The organism is Ornithinibacillus salinisoli (genome assembly GCF_042684965.1).
Lineage (GTDB): Bacteria > Bacillota > Bacilli > Bacillales > Amphibacillaceae > Ornithinibacillus > Ornithinibacillus salinisoli.
Genome location: NZ_JBHUMI010000016.1, coordinates 388,481 through 408,499 on the forward strand (window position 1 = coordinate 388,481; position 20,019 = coordinate 408,499).

22 protein-coding genes and 2 riboswitches are annotated in these 20,019 nt (G+C 35.3%); of the genes, 20 read left to right on the top strand and 2 right to left on the bottom strand.

Annotated elements, in window-relative coordinates; genetic code table 11:
- The first annotated feature begins 53 nt into the window (after positions 1–53).
- A riboswitch (glycine riboswitch) is annotated at positions 54–162 on the top strand.
- 3 nt (positions 163–165) lie between these two features.
- Positions 166–248, top strand: a riboswitch (glycine riboswitch).
- A gap of 133 nt (positions 249–381) precedes the next feature.
- From gcvT to gcvPB, 3 genes are read left to right on the top strand one after another with little or no spacing between them, the layout of a single operon-like run.
- Positions 382–1,497: a glycine cleavage system aminomethyltransferase GcvT gene (gcvT, locus tag ACFSTA_RS12635; RefSeq protein WP_377557073.1), complete on the top strand. Its 1,116-nt coding sequence runs from the start codon at positions 382–384 to the stop codon at positions 1,495–1,497.
- Between the two features lie 13 nt (positions 1,498–1,510).
- Positions 1,511–2,860: an aminomethyl-transferring glycine dehydrogenase subunit GcvPA gene (gcvPA, locus tag ACFSTA_RS12640; RefSeq protein ID WP_377557074.1), complete on the top strand. Its 1,350-nt coding sequence runs from the start codon at positions 1,511–1,513 to the stop codon at positions 2,858–2,860.
- Positions 2,853–4,310, top strand: coding sequence for an aminomethyl-transferring glycine dehydrogenase subunit GcvPB (gene gcvPB, locus ACFSTA_RS12645; RefSeq protein WP_377557075.1), 1,458 nt, complete (start codon positions 2,853–2,855; stop codon positions 4,308–4,310). The genes gcvPA and gcvPB overlap by 8 nt, the downstream gene beginning before the upstream one ends.
- Before the next feature lie 52 nt (positions 4,311–4,362).
- Here the strand turns inward: gcvPB and ACFSTA_RS12650 are convergent, their stop codons facing one another.
- Entirely contained in the window at positions 4,363–4,734 is a 372-nt protein-coding gene (locus ACFSTA_RS12650; RefSeq protein WP_377557077.1) for a rhodanese-like domain-containing protein, read from the bottom strand.
- Between the two features lie 456 nt (positions 4,735–5,190).
- Here ACFSTA_RS12650 and ACFSTA_RS12655 point away from each other — a divergent pair, with 456 nt between their 5' ends.
- The 4 genes from ACFSTA_RS12655 to ACFSTA_RS12670 all read left to right on the top strand — a co-directional run bounded on the left by ACFSTA_RS12655 (position 5,191) and on the right by ACFSTA_RS12670 (position 10,415).
- The gene (locus ACFSTA_RS12655) at positions 5,191–7,752 is read left to right on the top strand and encodes a vitamin B12-dependent ribonucleotide reductase (RefSeq protein ID WP_377557078.1); all 2,562 of its coding nucleotides are present in this window, start codon (positions 5,191–5,193) and stop codon (positions 7,750–7,752) included.
- Between the two features lie 412 nt (positions 7,753–8,164).
- Complete coding sequence (locus ACFSTA_RS12660; RefSeq protein WP_377557079.1) at positions 8,165–8,713, top strand: DNA topology modulation protein; 549 nt, start codon at positions 8,165–8,167, stop codon at positions 8,711–8,713.
- A 309-nt stretch (positions 8,714–9,022) separates the two neighbouring features.
- Positions 9,023–9,439 (top strand): transcriptional regulator MntR, encoded by a 417-nt coding sequence (mntR, locus tag ACFSTA_RS12665; protein WP_377557080.1) that lies wholly within the window; start codon positions 9,023–9,025, stop codon positions 9,437–9,439.
- Positions 9,440–9,524: 85 nt separating this feature from the next.
- The gene (locus ACFSTA_RS12670; RefSeq protein ID WP_377557081.1) at positions 9,525–10,415 is read left to right on the top strand and encodes a patatin-like phospholipase family protein; all 891 of its coding nucleotides are present in this window, start codon (positions 9,525–9,527) and stop codon (positions 10,413–10,415) included.
- Between the two features lie 11 nt (positions 10,416–10,426).
- On the opposite strand, the gene ACFSTA_RS12675 is transcribed toward ACFSTA_RS12670, so the two are convergent.
- Positions 10,427–10,807, bottom strand: coding sequence for an SA1362 family protein (locus ACFSTA_RS12675; RefSeq protein ID WP_377557082.1), 381 nt, complete (start codon positions 10,805–10,807; stop codon positions 10,427–10,429).
- 294 nt (positions 10,808–11,101) lie between these two features.
- Here ACFSTA_RS12675 and ACFSTA_RS12680 point away from each other — a divergent pair, with 294 nt between their 5' ends.
- The 13 genes from ACFSTA_RS12680 to accB all read left to right on the top strand — a co-directional run bounded on the left by ACFSTA_RS12680 (position 11,102) and on the right by accB (position 20,010).
- Positions 11,102–11,623, top strand: a complete 522-nt coding sequence (locus tag ACFSTA_RS12680; RefSeq protein ID WP_377557083.1) for a YqhR family membrane protein — start codon at positions 11,102–11,104, stop codon at positions 11,621–11,623.
- 90 nt (positions 11,624–11,713) lie between these two features.
- Positions 11,714–12,166: a type II 3-dehydroquinate dehydratase gene (aroQ, locus tag ACFSTA_RS12685; RefSeq protein WP_377557084.1), complete on the top strand. Its 453-nt coding sequence runs from the start codon at positions 11,714–11,716 to the stop codon at positions 12,164–12,166.
- Positions 12,167–12,203: 37 nt separating this feature from the next.
- Positions 12,204–13,265, top strand: a complete 1,062-nt coding sequence (locus tag ACFSTA_RS12690; RefSeq protein ID WP_377557085.1) for a M24 family metallopeptidase — start codon at positions 12,204–12,206, stop codon at positions 13,263–13,265.
- A 36-nt stretch (positions 13,266–13,301) separates the two neighbouring features.
- Entirely contained in the window at positions 13,302–13,859 is a 558-nt protein-coding gene (gene efp / locus ACFSTA_RS12695; protein WP_377557086.1) for an elongation factor P, read from the top strand.
- A gap of 141 nt (positions 13,860–14,000) precedes the next feature.
- Positions 14,001–14,927, top strand: coding sequence for a stage III sporulation protein AA (gene spoIIIAA, locus ACFSTA_RS12700; protein WP_377557087.1), 927 nt, complete (start codon positions 14,001–14,003; stop codon positions 14,925–14,927).
- Complete coding sequence (spoIIIAB, locus tag ACFSTA_RS12705; protein ID WP_377557088.1) at positions 14,924–15,436, top strand: stage III sporulation protein SpoIIIAB; 513 nt, start codon at positions 14,924–14,926, stop codon at positions 15,434–15,436. The genes spoIIIAA and spoIIIAB overlap by 4 nt, the downstream gene beginning before the upstream one ends.
- 18 nt (positions 15,437–15,454) lie before the next feature.
- Complete coding sequence (gene spoIIIAC, locus ACFSTA_RS12710; RefSeq protein ID WP_155666604.1) at positions 15,455–15,661, top strand: stage III sporulation protein AC; 207 nt, start codon at positions 15,455–15,457, stop codon at positions 15,659–15,661.
- Between the two features lie 5 nt (positions 15,662–15,666).
- Entirely contained in the window at positions 15,667–16,059 is a 393-nt protein-coding gene (gene spoIIIAD, locus ACFSTA_RS12715; protein WP_377557089.1) for a stage III sporulation protein AD, read from the top strand.
- A gap of 42 nt (positions 16,060–16,101) precedes the next feature.
- The gene (gene spoIIIAE / locus ACFSTA_RS12720) at positions 16,102–17,277 is read left to right on the top strand and encodes a stage III sporulation protein AE (RefSeq protein ID WP_377557090.1); all 1,176 of its coding nucleotides are present in this window, start codon (positions 16,102–16,104) and stop codon (positions 17,275–17,277) included.
- Positions 17,278–17,288: 11 nt separating this feature from the next.
- The gene (gene spoIIIAF, locus ACFSTA_RS12725) at positions 17,289–17,909 is read left to right on the top strand and encodes a stage III sporulation protein AF (protein ID WP_377557091.1); all 621 of its coding nucleotides are present in this window, start codon (positions 17,289–17,291) and stop codon (positions 17,907–17,909) included.
- Complete coding sequence (gene spoIIIAG / locus ACFSTA_RS12730) at positions 17,906–18,523, top strand: stage III sporulation protein AG (RefSeq protein WP_377557092.1); 618 nt, start codon at positions 17,906–17,908, stop codon at positions 18,521–18,523. The genes spoIIIAF and spoIIIAG overlap by 4 nt, the downstream gene beginning before the upstream one ends.
- A gap of 12 nt (positions 18,524–18,535) precedes the next feature.
- The gene (locus ACFSTA_RS12735) at positions 18,536–19,105 is read left to right on the top strand and encodes a SpoIIIAH-like family protein (protein ID WP_377557093.1); all 570 of its coding nucleotides are present in this window, start codon (positions 18,536–18,538) and stop codon (positions 19,103–19,105) included.
- Between the two features lie 401 nt (positions 19,106–19,506).
- Positions 19,507–20,010, top strand: coding sequence for an acetyl-CoA carboxylase biotin carboxyl carrier protein (accB, locus tag ACFSTA_RS12740; RefSeq protein ID WP_377557095.1), 504 nt, complete (start codon positions 19,507–19,509; stop codon positions 20,008–20,010).
- The last annotated feature ends 9 nt before the right edge of the window (positions 20,011–20,019 follow it).

Here is a 20,019-nt window from a genome sequence, read left to right on the forward strand (position 1 = left end):
TCACCGATACATAAGTTAGTATAACCAAAATAATCTATTTTCATAAAAGGCGAATGATTACAAGGGGAGAGTTTATTTATAGTTGTTTTTACTAACTATAAATAACGCCGAAGGAGCAAGCGTTTTCGTGAATCTCTCAGGCAAAAAGACTCTTGTAGGACGCACCTCTGGAGAGCGTTTACAGTTTGTAAACCACCCACGAAGCAAGCATCCATTTGGATGCGCAACTTTCTGGTCGTAGGACAGAGATTTTTCTGATAACAGTGAAATCTCTATTTTTTTATGCTTGAAAACTGTTATTAGCGATGCTTATTTGCTAATACCTGAGGTGCACTTATTTAGATGGGATGCGTTCCTATCTATCAAAAAAGGAGTGGTAATGTGAGTGAGATAAAAAGAACCCCTTTGTACCCTGTATATGAAAAGTACGGTGCGAAGACGATTGATTTTGGTGGTTGGGAGTTACCTGTTCAGTTTTCTAGTATCAAGCATGAACATGAGGTAACACGAACAAAAGCGGGATTATTTGACGTATCCCACATGGGAGAAATTATCGTTAAAGGACCTAAGAGTCTAGAATTCTTACAAAAAATTGTTACAAATGATGTATCCAAGTTAACACCGAAAAAAGCACAGTATTCACTTATGTGTTATGAAAACGGTGGAACTGTAGATGATTTCCTTATCTATATGCTGGCTGAAAATAATTATTTGATAGTTGTAAATGCTGCAAATACTGATAAGGATTACGCTTGGTTAGAAGAGAACAATTTTTACAGCCAAGAAGAACTATCTATTAAGAATGTTTCATCAGAATACGTTCAATTAGCTCTTCAAGGCCCCCTTGCAGAAGAGATCTTACAAACAGTAACTGAAACAAATTTAAGTGAAATTAAGTTTTTCCGTTTTGAGGATAGTGTACAGTTTCAATCCATAGAAGCAGGAGCATTAGTTTCAAGAACCGGCTACACAGGTGAAGATGGCTTTGAAATATATATAGATCCAGCAAATGGATGTGACCTATGGGATCTATTGTTAGAGGCAGGAAAAGAAAAAGGACTAGAACCGATTGGGCTAGGTGCTAGAGATACACTAAGGTTTGAAGCGAATCTACCATTATATGGGCAAGAGATATCGAAAGAAATTACACCAATCGAAGCTGGTCTGAAATTTGCGGTTAAAGTCGATAAGCCAATGGATTTTATTGGGAAAGAAGTATTGAAAGAACAAATTGAAAATGGACCTGCTAGAAAGATTGTGGGACTAGAAATGATAGATAAAGGGATTCCACGTCATGGTTATGAAGTATATGATGGTGAAGATAAAGTTGGTTTTATTACATCAGGAACCCAGTCACCAACATTGCAAAAGAATATTGGTCTAGCTCTAGTACAAGCGAATTCGGCTACCCTTGGTACAGAATTAGTTGTACAAGTGCGAAAGCGAAAATTAAAAGCGGAAGTTATTTCAAAAAAATTTTTAAATCCAAATAAATAAGGGAGGGTATATGATGGAATTTCGTTATTTACCAATGACAGAAGCGGATAAACAAAAAATGCTGCAATCAATTGGAATTGATACTACGGAAGAGCTATTTTCTGATATTCCGAGTAAGGTACGATTTAATCGTGAATTAAATTTAAAAAAACCTGCAAATGAACCTGAACTTATGAAGGAGTTAGTAGCTTTAGCTAATAAAAATGCTAACGTAAAACAAAATAGTTCCTTTCTAGGTGCAGGGGTTTATGATCACTTTATCCCATCTGTTGTTGATCATGTTATTTCTAGGTCTGAATTTTATACTGCGTATACACCATATCAGCCGGAGATATCCCAGGGAGAGCTACAAGCTATCTTTGAATTTCAAACAATGATTTCTGAATTAACCGGAATGCCTGTTGCCAACTCATCGATGTATGATGGAGGAACGGCATTGGCAGAAGCAGTAAATCTAAGTGCTGCACAAACAAAAAGAAAGAAAATATTAGTGTCTAAAACGGTCCACCCAGAATCTCGCGCAGTCATCGCGTCTTACGCAAAAGGACCAAATTTGGAGATAGTTGAGATAGATCATAAGGATGGTATTACCGATTTAGAGAAATTAGCAAATGAAATAGATGAGAATACAGCAAGTGTGGTAATGCAATATCCAAACTTCTTTGGACAAGTTGAATCCTTGCATAAAGTAAAAGAGATCATTGATACACAAAAGAAAACGATGTTTATTGTTTCCAGTAATCCGTTAGCATTAGGGTATTTAACTCCTCCAGGAGAATTTGGTGCGGATATCGTTGTTGGTGATACACAGGTTTTTGGAATTCCCGCCCAATTTGGTGGACCACATTGTGGTTTTTTTGCAACAACTACAAAACTAATGCGAAAAGTACCTGGTCGCTTAGTAGGTCAAACAACTGATGAAAATGGAGTAAGAGGATTTGTACTAACATTACAGGCGAGAGAACAACATATTCGTCGTGATAAAGCTACATCGAATATTTGCTCCAACCAAGCCTTAAATGCACTAGCTAGTTCTGTTGCGATGAGTTCAATTGGAAAGCATGGTTTAAAGAAAATGGCAGTGTTAAATATGCAAAAAGCGAGATATGCAAAACAGAAATTTGAAGAAGCTGGATTTACTGTTTTATCAGAAGGGTCATTCTTTAATGAATTTATTGTTAAACTATCAACTTCCGTATCAGATGTAAATGATAAATTAATAGAAAAAGGTATTATTGGTGGATATGATTTAGCTTTTGCTTATCCAGAGCTCGAAAATCATATGTTAGTTGCTGTAACAGAAATCCGTACAAAAGATGAAATTGATGCTTTTGTTAAAGAATTGGGGGATATACATGGCTAATAAAGATTTTCCGCTAATATTTGAACGTAGTAAAGAAGGAAGAACAAGTTATAGCTTACCAGAATTAGATGTTCCTGATATTAATTTGGAAGAAGAATTTGAGGAATCCTATATTCGTAAAACAGCTCCTGATTTACCAGAAGTTAGTGAATTAGAAGTAATGAGACATTATACAGGGTTGTCTAATCGTAACTTTGGGGTTGATTCAGGATTTTATCCACTAGGTTCCTGTACGATGAAATATAACCCTAAAATTAATGAAGATGTTGCACGTTTAGAGGGATTTAGCCACATTCACCCTTATCAAGACCCAAGAACCGTACAAGGCGCTTTAGAAATGATGTATGATTTACAAACCTCCTTAAGAGAAATTACTGGTATGCATGAAGTATCTCTTCAACCAGCAGCAGGAGCACATGGCGAGTGGACTGGGTTAATGATGATCCGTGCCTTTCATGAAGCTAATGGTGACTTTAATAGAACAAAAGTAATTGTTCCAGATTCTGCACATGGAACAAACCCAGCTTCTGCCACGGTAGCAGGATTTGAAGCAGTTACAGTAAAATCGAATGAAAAAGGATTAGTAGATTTAGAGGATTTGAAAGCAGTAGTTGGGGAAGATACAGCAGCATTAATGTTAACAAATCCAAATACACTAGGACTTTTTGAAACGGAAATAGTAGAAATGGCAGAGATTGTTCATGAAGCAGGTGGGAAGTTATACTATGATGGTGCAAATTTAAACGCAATCATGGGGTATGCTAGACCTGGTGATATGGGATTTGATGTTGTTCATTTAAATCTTCATAAAACTTTCACTGGCCCTCACGGTGGTGGAGGTCCTGGATCTGGTCCTGTAGGTGTGTCAGAAGAATTAGAACCGTATCTTCCAAAACCTATTTTAACAAAGAAAGAAGACCAATATGTATTTGAATATGATCGCCCACAATCAATAGGAAGGGTAAAACCTTATTATGGAAACTTTGGTATAAATCTGAGAGCGTATACGTATATTCGGACAATGGGTGCAGAAGGTTTGAAAAAGGTAAGTGAATATGCTGTACTAAATGCGAATTATATGATGCGTAAATTGGAGAAGGAGTATGATCTTCCATATCCTCAGCATTGTAAACATGAGTTTGTTTTATCAGGGAGAAAACAGAAAAAACTAGGAGTACGCACACTTGATATCGCAAAACGATTGTTGGATTATGGCTATCATCCACCAACAATTTATTTCCCATTAAATGTGGAAGAAGCATTAATGGTTGAACCAACAGAAACCGAATCTAAAGAGACGCTAGATGGTTTTATTGATACAATGCTTTCTATTTCAGAAGAAGCAAAAAATGAACCAGAATTAGTTCAAGAAGCCCCACATGATACAATTGTAAAGCGTATGGACGAGACTACAGCGGCAAGAAAACCAATTTTAAGATACTACAAATAAATAATAGCCTAAGGTGAACAAACACCTTAGGCTATTTTGATAGTTACTCGAGTTATTTTGACTTGATCTTACCTGTCCATTTCTTAAATCCGCCTTTTAGTTGGCTGATATCCTCATATCCTTTTTTATGCAATAACTGTGCAGCTCGTGCAGATCGAGAGCCACTTTGACAGTAAAGGTAAACTGGCTTGTCTTTACGCAATTCCACTAAGCGCTGGCGTAATTGGGTTACTGGAATATTTCTTGCACCCAAGATATGGCCTCTTTCAAATTCTTGTGGTTCTCTTACATCAATTAATTGTGCTTTTCGATATCCTTCACGAAATTGTTCTTCGGTAATTGTTTTTAAATACATCCGCTGTCTAAAGAAGCGAAAAATACCGAAAGCTAAAAGGATTACGAGTGCAATTACTAAAAATTCCATGAATCATGTCCCCCGTCTTTCACATTAGTACATGTTCTATTATATGGCTATTTCATTATTTTTTCAAAGTTTTTTTAGGTGATTCGTAAATTATAGAGCTGTTCAAAATAATTTCATAAAATCTTATCTATACTCGAACTCATAAAAACCCGATAATAAACGAGTTTGTCGAACATTATCAGATCATGTCTAATACATCAGAAAAAGCAAATTGCAAAAGTTTCTATTTTGAAGGATTTTTTTAATTGTAGCTTTCATTTCCTTTAAATATCTATCTTTTTTTCAAATTATCTCTTGTTGACAAATTTCATTTGATTCGTTCCATACACAATATATAGTGTATTTTATAAAATGGAATACAATATATTGTGTAATTTATTTTAAAGTGGTATTGTATATTTAGATAATTTATAAAAACTATTAATTAAATGAAAGAGTAAGAAAAGGAGTGTTCCAATGTCAGTGATTGTCGAAAAACTGAATAGTATTAATGTGGAAATGTTAAATGAGGATATTAAACTTTTTCCACAAGTACATCCGATAACGGAAGATATGAAATTGACACATAAGGGTGTTTCGCGATTAGTCATGCTTGATCGCTATGCTTTTAAAGACACGGAGAAAAAGTCGCTAAAAGAAGGTGACTTCGTCGTACTTACTGTAAAAGCAGATCCGAAGTTTCCAGCACGTGGTTATGGCTTTGTTAAATCGATTGATTGGTCTAGTAAGGAAGCGATCATTAAGGTGGATCCAGAATTTCTATCTGTGTTAGATGGAGAAGAAGCCTCATCTGGAGAGGTGAAAAGAGGACTGGATGTCATTGATAAACCCCTTGAGGTTTACTATGAGCAAATTGCTAAACGTAATGCAACAGGATTGGCAAGCGTTGAAGTAACTGATGATAAGAAGCAAGAATGGATAGAAAAGTTTAATAAGGAATTAGCTAATTTGAACTTTATACCTGCTGGTAGGGTATTGTATGGTGCTGGTGCTGAGACAGATGTTACATACTTCAATTGTTATGTAATGCCCTATATAAAAGATTCACGCGAAGGAATTTCCGACCATCGGAAACAAGTAATGGAAATCATGAGTAGAGGTGGCGGAGTTGGTACGAACGGATCTACGTTACGTCCACGAAATACGTTGGCAAAAGGTGTTAACGGAAAATCTTCAGGATCTGTATCTTGGTTAGATGATATTGCGAAGTTGACGCATTTGGTTGAGCAAGGTGGATCAAGACGTGGGGCACAAATGATAATGCTCGTAGATTCTCACCCTGATATTATTGAATTTATTATTTCTAAAATGCAAAATCCTAGAATCTTACGTTATCTAATTGAAAACACAGAAGATCAACAAATTAAGCGTTTAGCTCAAGAAAAGCTAAAATTCACCCCACTTACAGAAACAGAAACGGATCTTTATCAAGGAATACTTAATTACAAAAACATTCCTGGTCAAGGTGGATTTACTAGTGCTACTTTTAAAGAGGCAGAAGAAAAACTTAGAACGGGTGGAACATATTCGGTTCAAAACTCTGAATTTTTAACTGGCGCAAATATTTCGGTATGTATAACGAAAGAATTCATGCAGGCTGTTGAAAATGATGAATTGTATGAGCTAAGATTCCCTGATGTGGAAAATTATACTGCAGAAGAAATGAAAGCATACAATGAAGAGTGGCATAACGTTGGAGATGTCCGAAAATGGGAAGAAATGGGATATGGTGTTCGCGTTTATCGACGTATGAAAGCGAAAGAGCTTTGGAATCTAATCAATATTTGCGCAACATATTCTGCTGAACCAGGCATTTTCTTCATAGACAATGCCAACGATATGACCAATGCGAAAGCATATGGAGATCAAGTAGTTGCTACAAATCCGTGTGGAGAACAACCTTTAGCACCATATTCTGTCTGTAATTTAGCTGCTGTTAACTTAGCTGAAATGGCAGATAAAGATTTATGCACAGTTAACTATGATAAGTTAAAAGAAACAGTACGTATTGGTGTAAGAATGCAGGATAACGTTATTGATGCAACACCGTATTTTTTAGCAGAAAACAAAAAACAAGCATTAGGAGAACGTCGAGTAGGCCTCGGGGTTATGGGTCTTCATGACCTACTGATTTATTGTGAAACAGAGTATGGATCAGAAGAAGGTAACAAACTAGTCGATAAGATTTTTGAAACCATTGCTACAACTGCTTATCGCGAATCTATTGAACTTGCCAAAGAAAAAGGAAGCTTCCCGTTCCTTATTGGTGATACTGAGGAAGAAACAATGGATCTCCGCAAAGCGTTTATTCAAACAGGCTATATGAAAAAAATGCCTGAAGACATAAGAGAAGATATATTAAAATATGGTATACGAAACTCTCACTTACTAACCGTTGCTCCAACTGGAAGTACTGGGACTATGGTTGGCGTTAGCACAGGTTTAGAACCTTACTTCTCCTTCTCGTATTTCAGAAGTGGAAGATTAGGTAAATTTATTGAAGTAAAAGCTGATATTGTACAAGAGTATTTAGACAGAAATCCTGATGCAGATTCAGAAAAATTACCTAGATGGTTTATTACCGCAATGGATCTTGCACCAGAAGCACACGCGGATACACAATGCGTTATACAACGATGGGTTGACAGCTCTATCTCTAAAACGGTAAATGCGCCAAAAGGATATACAGTTAGTCAGGTAGAGCAAGTTTACCAAAGACTCTATAATGGCGGTGCCAAAGGCGGTACGGTATATGTTGATGGAAGCCGTGACTCACAAGTATTAACATTAAAAGCGGAGGAAAATACATTCGGTGAACAAACGGAATTATTTGATGAAGTGGAAGAAAAACCGAAAGTAGTGCTAATGGATACGATTCAAGAACTGGATAAGACAAATGTAACTATTGGATCTGAAGTAGGAGATACTTGTCCAGTTTGTCGAGAAGGTAGTGTAGAAGATATTGGTGGCTGTAATACCTGTACTGGCTGCGGAGCTCAACTGAAATGTGGATTGTAAGTAATATTATAGCGGAACTGACTATTTTGTTAATGAGGTCGGTTACCAGTCACAAACATTAAAAATCTAAGGACCATCAATTTGTATATCAATTTGGTGGTCTTTTCTTGTTATTAGGTACTGTGAATACTGCACGTGAACAAGGAAGGGAGAGATACCTCCAAATCCTTACCTATCTATAAAAATAGGGTGATCAAAATGGATCACTTTTCCTTATTGGCAACAATCGATTATGTTTTTGGAATATTATGTTAGTATTGTAATATAGAGATATTGAACGCTACAGGTTAGGTGGAGGACATAGTATACGTGCTTTTTTATATCGGTAAATCCATGAATAGGTAAGTTAACTTTGAGCTACTTGAAAGTTCCTATTTTTTCTTTAGAATCCTTAGAATGAAGGTGTTACAGTATGCGACGAATTATGGTGATTGGGATTTCATCAGGTGTAGGGAAGTCAACATTTGCGCAAAAATTAGGGAAAGCGCTACATTTAAATGTTTATCATTTAGATGCTTTATTTTGGAAGCCAGGCTGGGTAGAAGCCTCATTAGAAGAATTTTCAAAAGCACAACAGGAAATTGTGAATCAACGTGAATGGATTATTGAAGGAAATTACAGTAATACATTCGATATACGTGCAGAACATGCAGATACAATAATATACTTAGAACTTCCACTTCATGTTTGTTTGTATCGTGTTGTTAAGAGATGGTTAATGAATATAGGAAGAACACGACCTGATATGGGGGAAGGGTGTAAGGAAAAATTAGATTGGGACTTTATGAAGTTTATATTTACTACTTACTATCCTCGAAAAAGAAAAATGAATGAACGATTTCAGTCTTTGCAATCATTGGGTTCTAAAAAAGAGATTATTATCTTAAGGAGTAAAAAAGAGATTCATTCTTATTTAGAATATATAAAAAGACAAAAAGAATTAGTTTATAAACCTCAATAACATGTAAGCTAATAAAATAGATATTCTTACAGAGAAATAGACAACTCTTCCATTAAATGGAACAGTTTATACCAAAATTATGTAGCGACCAGATGTCCACTAAAATAACTTTAAGGGATTAACAATGAAAATTCGCACGCAGCATCCGCCAAAATAGCCAATATTTTCGATTGAAAACGGACTTCAAAATTTTGTTTTCAGGTCTACCTTTCTTGGTTTTAACTTGTCTATTATTCCAAACTACGTTATTCTCTAAAAAGAAACAGTTTTGCCCTAGATAAAAAAAATTCCATGAAATGGGGAGATCATATGCCGACACCGAGTATGGAGGATTATATTGAACAAATATATAATTTAATTGAAAATAAAGGATATGCACGAGTATCTGATATCGCTGAAGCGTTAATGGTACATCCTTCATCTGTTACAAAAATGGTACAAAAGTTAGATAAGGATGATTATTTAAACTATGAAAAATACAGAGGATTCATTTTAACTGATAAAGGAAACAAGATTGGAAAACGATTGGTATTTCGACATGAGTTATTAGAAGACTTCCTTGAAATTATAGGTGTCGATAAGGAAAATATATATAATGATGTAGAAGGAATTGAACATCATTTGAGTTGGAATTCCATAGACAGGATAGGAGATCTTGTAGCCTACTTTAAAGAAGATAAATCAAGAATCGAAACATTAAAGCAAATACAAAAAGAAAATAAATAACTAATGCAAATATACATAAGGATTTAGTTCTAATTTCTCCTTCAAAAGCTTAAAAATATAGAAAAGAGCATAAAGGAGAAAGCGTATGAAAATTGATGCTGTTTTTTCCGGTGGGGGAGTTAAAGCATTTGCGTTTATTGGAGCATTAGAGAGTTTGGAAGAAAGAAACCTAGAGCTTGAACGTGTTGCAGGAACTTCAGCTGGTGCTATACTTGCAGCATTTCTTGCAGCAGGGTATACCGTGAAGGAAATAAGACATATTTTAGATAATCTAGATTTAAAAACGTTCTTTGACCCACCACATTTTAGTAAAATTATCCCTGGAAGCAAGTGGTTGTTATTATATTTTCAAAATGGATTATATAAGGGAGATAAATTTGAAAACTGGCTATATATTCAATTAGCCAAAAAAAACATATACACGTTTCGCGATGTACCGGAAAATTATCTCAAAGTCGTAGTTAGTGATTTAACCTTAGGGAAGCTTGTAGTCATACCAGATGATTTAGAAAGAATTTATGGAATCAATCCTAATCATTTTCTTATTTCTAAAGCAGTCCGGATGAGTGCGGGTTTCCCTTATTTTTTTATGCCGAAAAAACTTCCCGGAAAAACAAATGAAAAAAGCATTATGGTTGATGGGGGGTTGCTAAGTAACTTTCCGCTTTGGGTATTCGATCAAGATCAAAATAAGCAAAGAAGACCAGTGTTAGGAGTTAAACTAAGCGATTCCACTGAAATGATACAACCACGGCGGATAAAAAATGCATTAGAGATGTTGCACGCCTTATTTTCAACGATGAAACAAGCACATGATGCGAGGTATGTATCAACTTCAGAAGGGAAAAACATTATATTCATTCCTGTAAAGAACGTAGAAACAACTGATTTTCGAATCAGTTCAGAATCCAAAAAAAAGTTAATAGATGAAGGGAAACAAAGAACGAAAATATTCTTACAATATTGGTCAACATAAAAAGCGAGTTTCTAATTAGATGCTCGCTTTTTACGTTTTGATTTATTTCCATCAATGACCCGCAAATGATTTGGTCGCTTTTTACTAATCTTCTTCTTTAGTGGAACTTGTTGTTGCGTGCGGTGTGTAGTTGAAGATTTTACGTTCGGATCATGTTGCTGTTTATACTTTACTTTGGACTGTTTGACTGCTTGTTTATATTTCTTCATATCTGGAGAAGCGGTTCTTTTTTTGAGAAATAGAAAGTAGATTACAGCAAATATTGCTGCACCAAAACCAATCGTGATTAATATGTTCAAAAGGAAATTGGTTGTATTCGTAAATAGTTGCGAAATCAAGCCTACAATTGCTAGCCCTATGATAATGTAAATGAAGTTTTTCAATCCGTTCATACTCCTTTCTTATCTACATCCCAATTTATTTATGTAAAGGGAATAATTTATACAACCCAATAGAATGGTAATTATAACAAAATCTATCAAGAATAGTCTTACCTTTTTTAATCGAAATATTCATGTTTAACAATATTCCTAACCAAATCTATTTGATGAATGTATCATGTTTATTTTACTAAAGATTATAAAGGATAACTAGTCCGTGACTCTAATATTACGTTACAATTCTGATAAAAAATCAATGATTTGTTTTATAGCCATTGGTCATACTAAAGAATGGAGGTTGATATAATGAGTGAGAATAAAAAACTTGAACAAAACAAGCCGGAGCAGTCGACTACAATTTTCGGGAGAGCGTTACTTACAGGGTTTATCGGTGGATTAGTGTGGAGTTTTTTTGGAGTTATTAATTACTACTTTAATTTTTCGGAAGTATCACCAAGATCATTTTTACTACGATCTTGGTTGCGAGCAGGTTGGACAGACGGATGGTTGGGAGATGTTATTTCCGTCTTGTTAGTGGGTGTAATATCCGTGGGTGTTGCACTAATGTATTATATGATGTTTCGGAAGATTAATTCCATGTGGGTTGGTGCCGGATATGGCTTAGTATTATGGGGTATTGTGTTTTACGTTTTTAATCCTATATTTCTTAATATACCGAGCTTGTTTGATTTGAATGTCAATACGATTGTGTCATGCATTTGTTTGTATTTGTTATACGGAATATTTATCGGATTCTCGATTTCTTATGACTACAATGATACGATATTGAAAAATAACAATACTTCAGAGGAAAAAGCTTCGAATTAGTTTGTTTTTGGGCGAAATGGTTATTCAAATGGTGTTGTTTATGATAAACTAATTACGTCCAACTATAAATTACAAAGGGATGAATGGTACTTGAAGCGGCTCTTATTATTAAATGGACCTAATATTAACATACTGGGAAAACGTGAAAATGAAGTTTATGGGGATTTTACACTTTTGGATATTGAAACAGAAATTAGTGAACTAGTTGAAGCCAATGGATATAAATTGGATAGTAAACAGTCCAATCATGAAGGGGAACTGGTAGACATTATTCAGGAAGCTGAAGGGGAATATGAGGGTATCATTTTTAATCCTGCTGCATATACCCATACTAGCATCGCACTACATGATGCAATAAAAGCGATTTCAACACCAGTCGTCGAAGTACATATTTCAAATATTCATAGTCGTGAATCTTTCCGCCATAAATCACTTCTTGCTGGAGTCTGTTATGGACAAATTGTTGGATTCGGGAAGCAAAGTTACCGTTTAGCAGCTTTAGCTCTATTGCCAGAACAATTAAATGCTTCTATCATTCGATAGTTTTTACATGTAGGAAAATAGGGAAAGGGATGAGGAAATGGAGAAACTAAAAAAATTGAGAAATGCCTTAGAGAAAAAGGAACTTGATGCTCTATTAATCGCAAGTCCTATTAATAGAAGGTATCTTACTGGATTTACTGGAACTGCAGGTGTAGCTATTGTTACAAAGAATGATGCACGATTTATTACGGATTTTAGATATACGGGACAGGCGACAGAACAAGCGAAAGAATTCACAGTAATCGAGCATAAACAATTAATTGAACTTGAAATCGCAGATCAGATAAAACAATTAAATGTTAAGCGATTAGGATTTGAAAAAAATCATATGACATATGCTACATATGAACATTATAACAAAGTTATTGACGCAGAATTAGTTCCAACAAGTGACACTGTAGAGAATATCAGATTAGTTAAAACTGCAGACGAGCTTTCCATTATGAAAAAAGCAGCAGAAATTGCTGATCAGGCATTTGAGCATATTCAAGGCTTTATTAAGCCGGGAGTAAAAGAAATTGATGTATCTAATGAGCTGGAATTTTTCATGCGCAAGCAAGGTGCTACTTCTTCTAGCTTTGATATTATTGTGGCATCTGGTTTTCGATCTGCAATGCCACATGGTGTAGCCTCCACGAAAGAGATTCAGACAGGGGAACTTGTTACATTGGACTATGGTGCACTATACCAAGGGTATTGTTCGGATATTACTCGTACGTTTGCTGTAGGGGACATTAGTGATGAATTAAAGAAAATTTATAATACAGTTCTTGAAGCGCAATTACTTGGAGTAGATGGAATCAAACCAGGTATGTCTGGTAAAGAAGCAGATGCATTAACGAGAGATTATATTACTGAAAACGGATATGGGGAATACTTCGGTCATTCGACTGGACATGGTTTAGGAATGGAAGTACATGAAGGTCCTGGACTATCGTATCGTAATGAAGGAAAATTAGAAACTGGAATGGTTGTAACGGTAGAACCAGGAATCTATGTTCCAAATGTTGGAGGATGTAGAATAGAGGATGACATTGTGATTACAGAAAACGGCAATGAGCGATTGACTACCTCTCCAAAAGATCTAATTCAGCTATAGATATAATTTTTATTGTTCATGAAGGAGGAAAAAGTAATGATTTCGGTAAATGACTTTAAAACAGGTTTAACAATTGAAGTAGATAATGATGTATGGCAAGTATTGGACTTCCAACATGTAAAGCCAGGAAAAGGAGCAGCTTTTGTTCGTTCTAAACTCCGTAACTTAAGAAATGGAAACATTGCTGAAAAAACTTTCCGTGGTGGGGAAAAGGTGGGTAAAGCCCATGTGGAACATAAAAAAATGCAATATCTATACGCATCAGGTGATTCACATGCATTTATGGATACAAACACTTATGAACAAATTGAATTGCAAACCAGTCAAATTGAGCACGAGTTGAAATTTATTAAAGAGAATATGGAAGTTGCTATTATTGCCTATGAAGGTGAGATACTTGGTGTTGAATTACCAAATAATGTGGAATTAGAAGTTGTTGAAACAGAACCGGGCATTAAAGGTGATACGGCTAGTGGAGGTACTAAACCGGCTACTTTAGAAACGGGTCTTACGATACAGGTGCCGTTCTTTATTAATAAAGGTGATGTTCTTATAGTTAGTACTTCGGATGGTAAGTATATGTCAAGAGCATAGTAATGAAGTGAAGATATAACATGAAAAAAGCAGTCCTAAATGGGCTGCTTTTTTCATGTTATAAAAGGTGTTCTCTTGTCATATATTTATCTAGTAAACATACATATACTATAAAGCTACTATATGAAGTGAGGACATGCTATGCAAGAGATTTTGCGATTATTTCCAGATGATATCCAGCGTGGTATACAATTGAAAATTTCCAACAGGTGGGACAAGCTCCAAGAAATTCGCTTGCGTTTAAATCAACCTGTCGAGCTGATTTTTGATGAGGCAATTGAATGGATCTATGCTTTGAAACCTACGCGAAAAGATGGCGTGTATATGATCAATCAGTTAAGTGAGTTTTCCTTATATCGTATGGAGGATGAACTTCGTGAAGGCTATATTACGATTGAAGGTGGTCATCGTGTTGGGATATCAGGAAAAGTTAATACACTAGGTGGTTCTGTGAAGGCTATACAACACATTACCTTCATGAATATAAGGATTGCAAAAGAAAAGGTGGGTGCCGCCAATTCTATCATTCCATACTTATATGACAAATGTTATTTAAATACGTTGTTCGTAGGAGCACCTCAATCTGGAAAGACAACCCTCATTCGAGATGTGACAAGAATAATTGCAACCGGCTGGAAAGACATTCTCCCTAAAAAGGTAGGCGTTATTGATGAACGCTCAGAAATAGCTGCATCAATCAAAGGAATTCCACAGCATGACTTGGGACTGCGTACAGATGTAATGGATGCTTGTCCGAAAGCAGAAGGTATGATGATGATGATTCGTTCTATGTCACCTGAAGTTTTAGTAGTGGATGAAATAGGAAGTGAAAAAGATGTAGAAGCGCTAATAGAAGCAATCAATGCTGGGGTCACTGTTATTTGTACGATTCATGGGCAGTCACTTCAAGAGCTTAAACATAGACCTTCTGTACAGCCATTATTACAACAAGAGGTGTTTCGAAGAATTATTTTGTTAGAAAACAGCAGTGTTCCTGGAAAAGTGCATAAGGTTTACAACGAAAAAGGAGATAATGTATTACAACGAGCTGGGGTGATTTCCAGATGAAATGGATAGGAGCTCTGTTGCTTATAAGTACGACAACCTGGTTAGGGTTTGATTGGAGTCAAAATTTAACCAAGCGACCGAGACATATAAGACAGTTTAAAAATGCATTGCAAATATTAGAGGCAGAGATATTATATAGCCAATTACCATTGCCAGATGCATTTGCGACAATTGCAAAACAAATTCCAGAACCGAGTAAAAGTTTTTTCTTCACTCTATCTGATGCGATGGCAAAGAGGAAAGTAGATTTAGTTCCTACTTGGGAAAGTGCTGTTGAAAAGCTAATAAATATATCCTCATTAACAAGTAACGAAAAAGAAATTTTAAATCAGTTTGGTAGAACATTGGGACAGCATGATTTTTCTCAACAACAAAAACATATTCAGCTTACGATCACACATTTGGAAAGAGAACTACAAGATGCAATTGATAATCAACATAAATATGGCAAAATGGCCAAAAGTTTAGGTTTTTTATGTGGTTTGTTTATCGTATTATTGCTTATTTAAGAAGGAAGGGGCATTTTTATGCAGATGGATGCGTCCATATTATTTCAGATAGCGGGAATAGGAATTATTGTGGCATTGATACATACCATTTTAAAACAAATGGGAAAAGAGGAGATTGCTCAATTTGCCACATTAGTTGGTTTTATTATCGTGCTAGTAATTGTTATCAATGGGCTCTCTGACTTGTTTCAACAGATAAGATCCGTATTCCTGTTCCAAGGGTAGTTCCTATGGATATCATACAAATCGTAACCCTTGGAATTATTGCTAGCATCCTTTATATCGTGCTAAAGGATCTGAAAGGCCCCTTTGCCTTCTTTATTATTTTAGTTACTGGAATTATTATATTTTTAGTTGTTATGAAGCAAATTGGTTCCATCATAAATTTAATTGAAACGTTAGGACAAAAAGCAACTATTAATGGGATGTATATCCAAACCATTCTAAAAATTATCGGTATTGCTTACATCACGGAATTAGGAGCAAATATTACAAAGGATGCTGGACTAGGTGCTGTTGCAGCGAAGATAGAACTTGCTGGAAAGGTTTTTATTCTTTTACTTGCTATTCCGATTCTAACTGCAGTTATCGAAGCAATATTAAATTTCATACCATCTACTTAATATTTACAAATGCTTGTGAAGGGAAGGGAGTAATTGGAGTGAATGAAACGATATAGTCGAATAATTCTTCTTGTTATCCCATTATTCTTTATAGTACAAGCAGTAGTTTCTGCAGAGGAACGAGAAGCGGAAGAGCCGATAGAAGATAAGATTATGGAAGAAGTATCTTTAGACGGTATGCAGCATTATTGGAATGAACTTGTAAGTGAGTACGGGGGATACTTACCGGAATTAGAGAAAACAAATGTCTACGAATTTATTAAAAGTAAAGATTCCTTTTCGATAAAAAATGCATTACAAGGGGCATTGGAGTATCTTTTTCATGAATTATTAGTTAATGGGAAATTACTAGGGACTTTGTTATTGCTAACATTATTTTCTGTTTTTTTACAAACCATGCACACAGCATTTGACCAGAGTGCAGTCAGTAAAATTGCCTATTTTGTCGTCTACATTGTATTAATATTTATTGCATTAAATAGTTTTTACTTAGTGGTTTCTTATACAAAAGAAACGATAGATATGATGAGCGGGTTCATGATTGCCCTTATCCCTTTAGTTTTAGGATTAATGGCGACCTTTGGTAATTTTATTTCCGTTTCTTTTTTTCATCCAATTATCCTATTCCTAATTAATCTAAGTGGGGTTCTCGTATCTAAATTTATACTTCCATTATTATTTTTATCTGCAATTCTACTTATCGTAAGTAGTTTAAATGAAAATTATAAAGTGACACAATTAGCAGATTTATTTAAATCAGTAAGTTTAGGTGTGTTGGGTGCTTTCCTTACCATATTTTTAGGAGTGATGTCCGTTCAAGGAGCTGCAAGTGCCATACAAGATGGGGTGGCGATGAAAACAACCAAATTTATTACTGGTAATTTCATACCAGTAGTGGGTAGGACAATAACAGATGCTGCGGACACTGTTTTGAGTGCCTCCTTACTATTAAAGAATGCCGTTGGAATAGTAGGGGTAGGAATTATAATATTTATCGCATTGTTTCCTGCCTTAAAAATATTTGCGATCGCTTTAATTTATAAAATAGCTGCAGCTGCTATGCAGCCAATTGGTGATGGGCCATTGATTACATGCTTGGATACGATCAGTAAATACATTATTTATATGTTAGCTTGTTTACTAGCTGTTTCATTTATGTTTTTCTTAGCTATTGCCATTATTGTCATTGCTAGTAATATTACGCTGTTACTACGATAGGATGATTAAATATGGACCTACTCATTCAATGGGTTACACAAATCGTTATATTTATTTTATTAGCTACTATTATTGACCTGATTACACCAGCTACATCTATGAAGAAATATATAAGGTTTGTAGTTGGTTTGCTATTAATTCTCATTTTTTTAAAACCATTTTTTAGTTTATTTAATATTGATATACAGCATGCGTTCAATACCTCTATAACAGAGTTTTTTGAAGAAAGTGAAGAAGAAGGAAATATAGAAAATTTAATTGATATTCAAAAAAGTGAAATAGAATCCACACAGAATGCATATATTTTAGAACAGATGGCTGTCCAACTCATAGATTTAGCTAAAGATCCACTAATAGAAGAATATCAGGTTGAAATTACTGACTTGGACTTTACCTTTGCAGCTGAATCAAGTTACTCATTTGAAAATCTGGAAGAGGTCATTGTTTACATTCGAGAATCTGAAAAAGGGGAGGGTACAGTATATGCAGTTGATGACATCGTAATTAATACAGAAAAACCGGTAGAAGCAGACCAAAACGAAGACCTAGATGAAATCAAAAGATTTTTAGAAGAGGTGTGGGAAACAGAAGAAATGAAGTTAAGTTTAATTTGGGAGGGAGGGTCATCTTGATTAAAAAACTACAGGAGTTCTTTCAATCACGAGTTGGTTCATCAAAGAAAACTTCATATTTAGTATTAATTGGTCTAGTCAGCTTACTACTACTACTTGTTGGAAATATTTTTAGTACCTCATCCCAGGAAGAACAACCAAATCAAGATAACAGAATGCATTTAGAACAAGATTCTAATGAAGATGAATCGGAAGTCGAAACTAGTACATCAGATGTGTCTGAATTAGAAAGAAGTTATAAACAGGATTTAGAAGAACTACTAGGCGAGATAAGTGGAGTCTCTGAAGTAGAAGTAATGGTAAACCTTGATTCAACAAATGTAAAAGTCTATGAGAAAAACTTAATAATAGGACAGCAAAACACAAATGAAAATGACCAAAATGGTGGAACAAGACAAATTGAGGAGAATACCGAAGAAACCCAAGTGGTTTCCATTAGGCAAGGGGATCAGGAATCTCCACTACTTGTACAAACAAAGCGACCAGAAGTCAGAGGGGTGTTAGTTGTGGCCAAAGGAGTTGACCACGCAACAGTAAAACAATGGGTCGTTGAAGCAGTTTCAAGAGTATTGGATGTTCCTACACATAGAGTATCCGTAATGCCTAAAAAATAAGGAGGATGAAATATGTTGAAAAAACAAACGGTTTGGCTTTTGACAATGCTTAGTTTAATGATTGTATTGAGTGTATATTATATGACTTCACCTGATAATGAAGATATTGCTTACGTTGATACAGGACAAGATGCTACTACAGATGACACAGAAGAAGCATCTACTGAAAATGCAGATTCAACCGATGAAACGGATGTAGGAGATATTTCCAACCTAGGTAGAGATGAAATATTTACATCGCTTCGAATGGATTTACAAGATGAACGTAGTGCAAAAAAGAGTCGCTTAGAAGAAATTGTTGCTTCAAGTAACGCGACAACAGAAGAGAAAAACCAAGCTATGAAAGATATCGATGAGATCGAGAAAATGATGACGAAAGAAACTGTTATTGAAGATGCTGTTTTAGCAAATGCCGAATATCAAGATGTCCTTGTAAGAAATGATGGTGAGGTCGTTCATGTGCACGTGATGGTAGATGGTAAGCTATCAAATGAAGAAACCGTACAAATTATGCGCATGGTATATGATGAGTTTGGAGAAATACGCGTAAATGTGATTACCCAACCTACAACGGAGAGCTAGATACGCTTATAATAAAAAAGCTGTTCCAATCGGAGAAAAGGTTACCCTTTCTTCTCCATATGATCTGGAACAGCTTTTTTATGTAATAATACACGTGGTTACCATTGTATTATTGATAGTTAAGCATAGTAAGGTTTCTTTAAACAATTCGCATTGCACATTCAAGATTGTTATAATTAAATTGGAATCGGTTTATCCCGCATGTAATTGTCAGTAAGTGTCCGATTGGTTCAACTAACAATCGGTGGGGATGAAAGAAATCCCCACTGATTGAAGTTTCACTTTATTTTTCTGGTAACTTCATCTTTTCTATTGATGTTTACCTTATACTTATCGTAAAATGTTAAGAGGAGTTATTAAGACCTAATAATAATTTTCTATTGTGAAGGGGTGCAAGCAATATGTTAAAAGTACAAGAAATCCGCGAAATAATAAAATTAATAGATCAATCTACTATTAATGAGTTTACTTATGAAACAAATGGGACCACAATAAGCATGAAGAAAGAAACCGAAACAAAAACGGTTCAACTTTCACCTGCAAGTCCTGTTCAAGAAGTGAAAGAAGTACAACAACCTAAAGTAGAGGTAACAGAAACACAAGAAAACCAACCTGTTGCTAATACGGAGCCAAAAGAGGAATCGACTCCGAATCGTGTAGAATATGACTATGAGATTACATCTCCAATGGTAGGAACACTTTATCGAGCGCCTAATCCTGAAAGCGGTCCTTTTGTTAATGTGGGAAGCAATATAAATAAAGATACAGTAGTATGTATTGTAGAGGCAATGAAATTGTTTAATGAGATTGAAGCAGAAGTTTCAGGTGAGATTGTTGAAGTCTTAGTTGAAAATGGCGAGCTAGTTGAATATGGACAACCATTGTTTAGAGTAAAGACAAAATAAGGGGACGAT

Bases quoted from the DNA above. Each gene is read 5' to 3' on its own strand.
- gcvPA (WP_377557074.1), top strand. From the start codon at position 1,511: ATGGAATTTCGTTATTTACCAATGACAGAAGCGGATAAACAAAAAATG.
- gcvPB (WP_377557075.1), top strand. From the start codon at position 2,853: ATGGCTAATAAAGATTTTCCGCTAATATTTGAACGTAGTAAAGAAGGA.
- ACFSTA_RS12650 (WP_377557077.1), bottom strand. From the start codon at position 4,734: ATGGAATTTTTAGTAATTGCACTCGTAATCCTTTTAGCTTTCGGTATT.
- ACFSTA_RS12655 (WP_377557078.1), top strand. From the start codon at position 5,191: ATGTCAGTGATTGTCGAAAAACTGAATAGTATTAATGTGGAAATGTTA.
- ACFSTA_RS12660 (WP_377557079.1), top strand. From the start codon at position 8,165: ATGCGACGAATTATGGTGATTGGGATTTCATCAGGTGTAGGGAAGTCA.
- mntR (WP_377557080.1), top strand. From the start codon at position 9,023: ATGCCGACACCGAGTATGGAGGATTATATTGAACAAATATATAATTTA.
- ACFSTA_RS12670 (WP_377557081.1), top strand. From the start codon at position 9,525: ATGAAAATTGATGCTGTTTTTTCCGGTGGGGGAGTTAAAGCATTTGCG.
- ACFSTA_RS12675 (WP_377557082.1), bottom strand. From the start codon at position 10,807: ATGAACGGATTGAAAAACTTCATTTACATTATCATAGGGCTAGCAATT.
- ACFSTA_RS12680 (WP_377557083.1), top strand. From the start codon at position 11,102: ATGAGTGAGAATAAAAAACTTGAACAAAACAAGCCGGAGCAGTCGACT.
- ACFSTA_RS12690 (WP_377557085.1), top strand. From the start codon at position 12,204: ATGGAGAAACTAAAAAAATTGAGAAATGCCTTAGAGAAAAAGGAACTT.
- efp (WP_377557086.1), top strand. From the start codon at position 13,302: ATGATTTCGGTAAATGACTTTAAAACAGGTTTAACAATTGAAGTAGAT.
- spoIIIAA (WP_377557087.1), top strand. From the start codon at position 14,001: ATGCAAGAGATTTTGCGATTATTTCCAGATGATATCCAGCGTGGTATA.
- spoIIIAB (WP_377557088.1), top strand. From the start codon at position 14,924: ATGAAATGGATAGGAGCTCTGTTGCTTATAAGTACGACAACCTGGTTA.
- spoIIIAC (WP_155666604.1), top strand. From the start codon at position 15,455: ATGCAGATGGATGCGTCCATATTATTTCAGATAGCGGGAATAGGAATT.
- spoIIIAD (WP_377557089.1), top strand. From the start codon at position 15,667: ATGGATATCATACAAATCGTAACCCTTGGAATTATTGCTAGCATCCTT.
- spoIIIAE (WP_377557090.1), top strand. From the start codon at position 16,102: ATGAAACGATATAGTCGAATAATTCTTCTTGTTATCCCATTATTCTTT.
- spoIIIAF (WP_377557091.1), top strand. From the start codon at position 17,289: ATGGACCTACTCATTCAATGGGTTACACAAATCGTTATATTTATTTTA.
- ACFSTA_RS12735 (WP_377557093.1), top strand. From the start codon at position 18,536: ATGTTGAAAAAACAAACGGTTTGGCTTTTGACAATGCTTAGTTTAATG.
- accB (WP_377557095.1), top strand. From the start codon at position 19,507: ATGTTAAAAGTACAAGAAATCCGCGAAATAATAAAATTAATAGATCAA.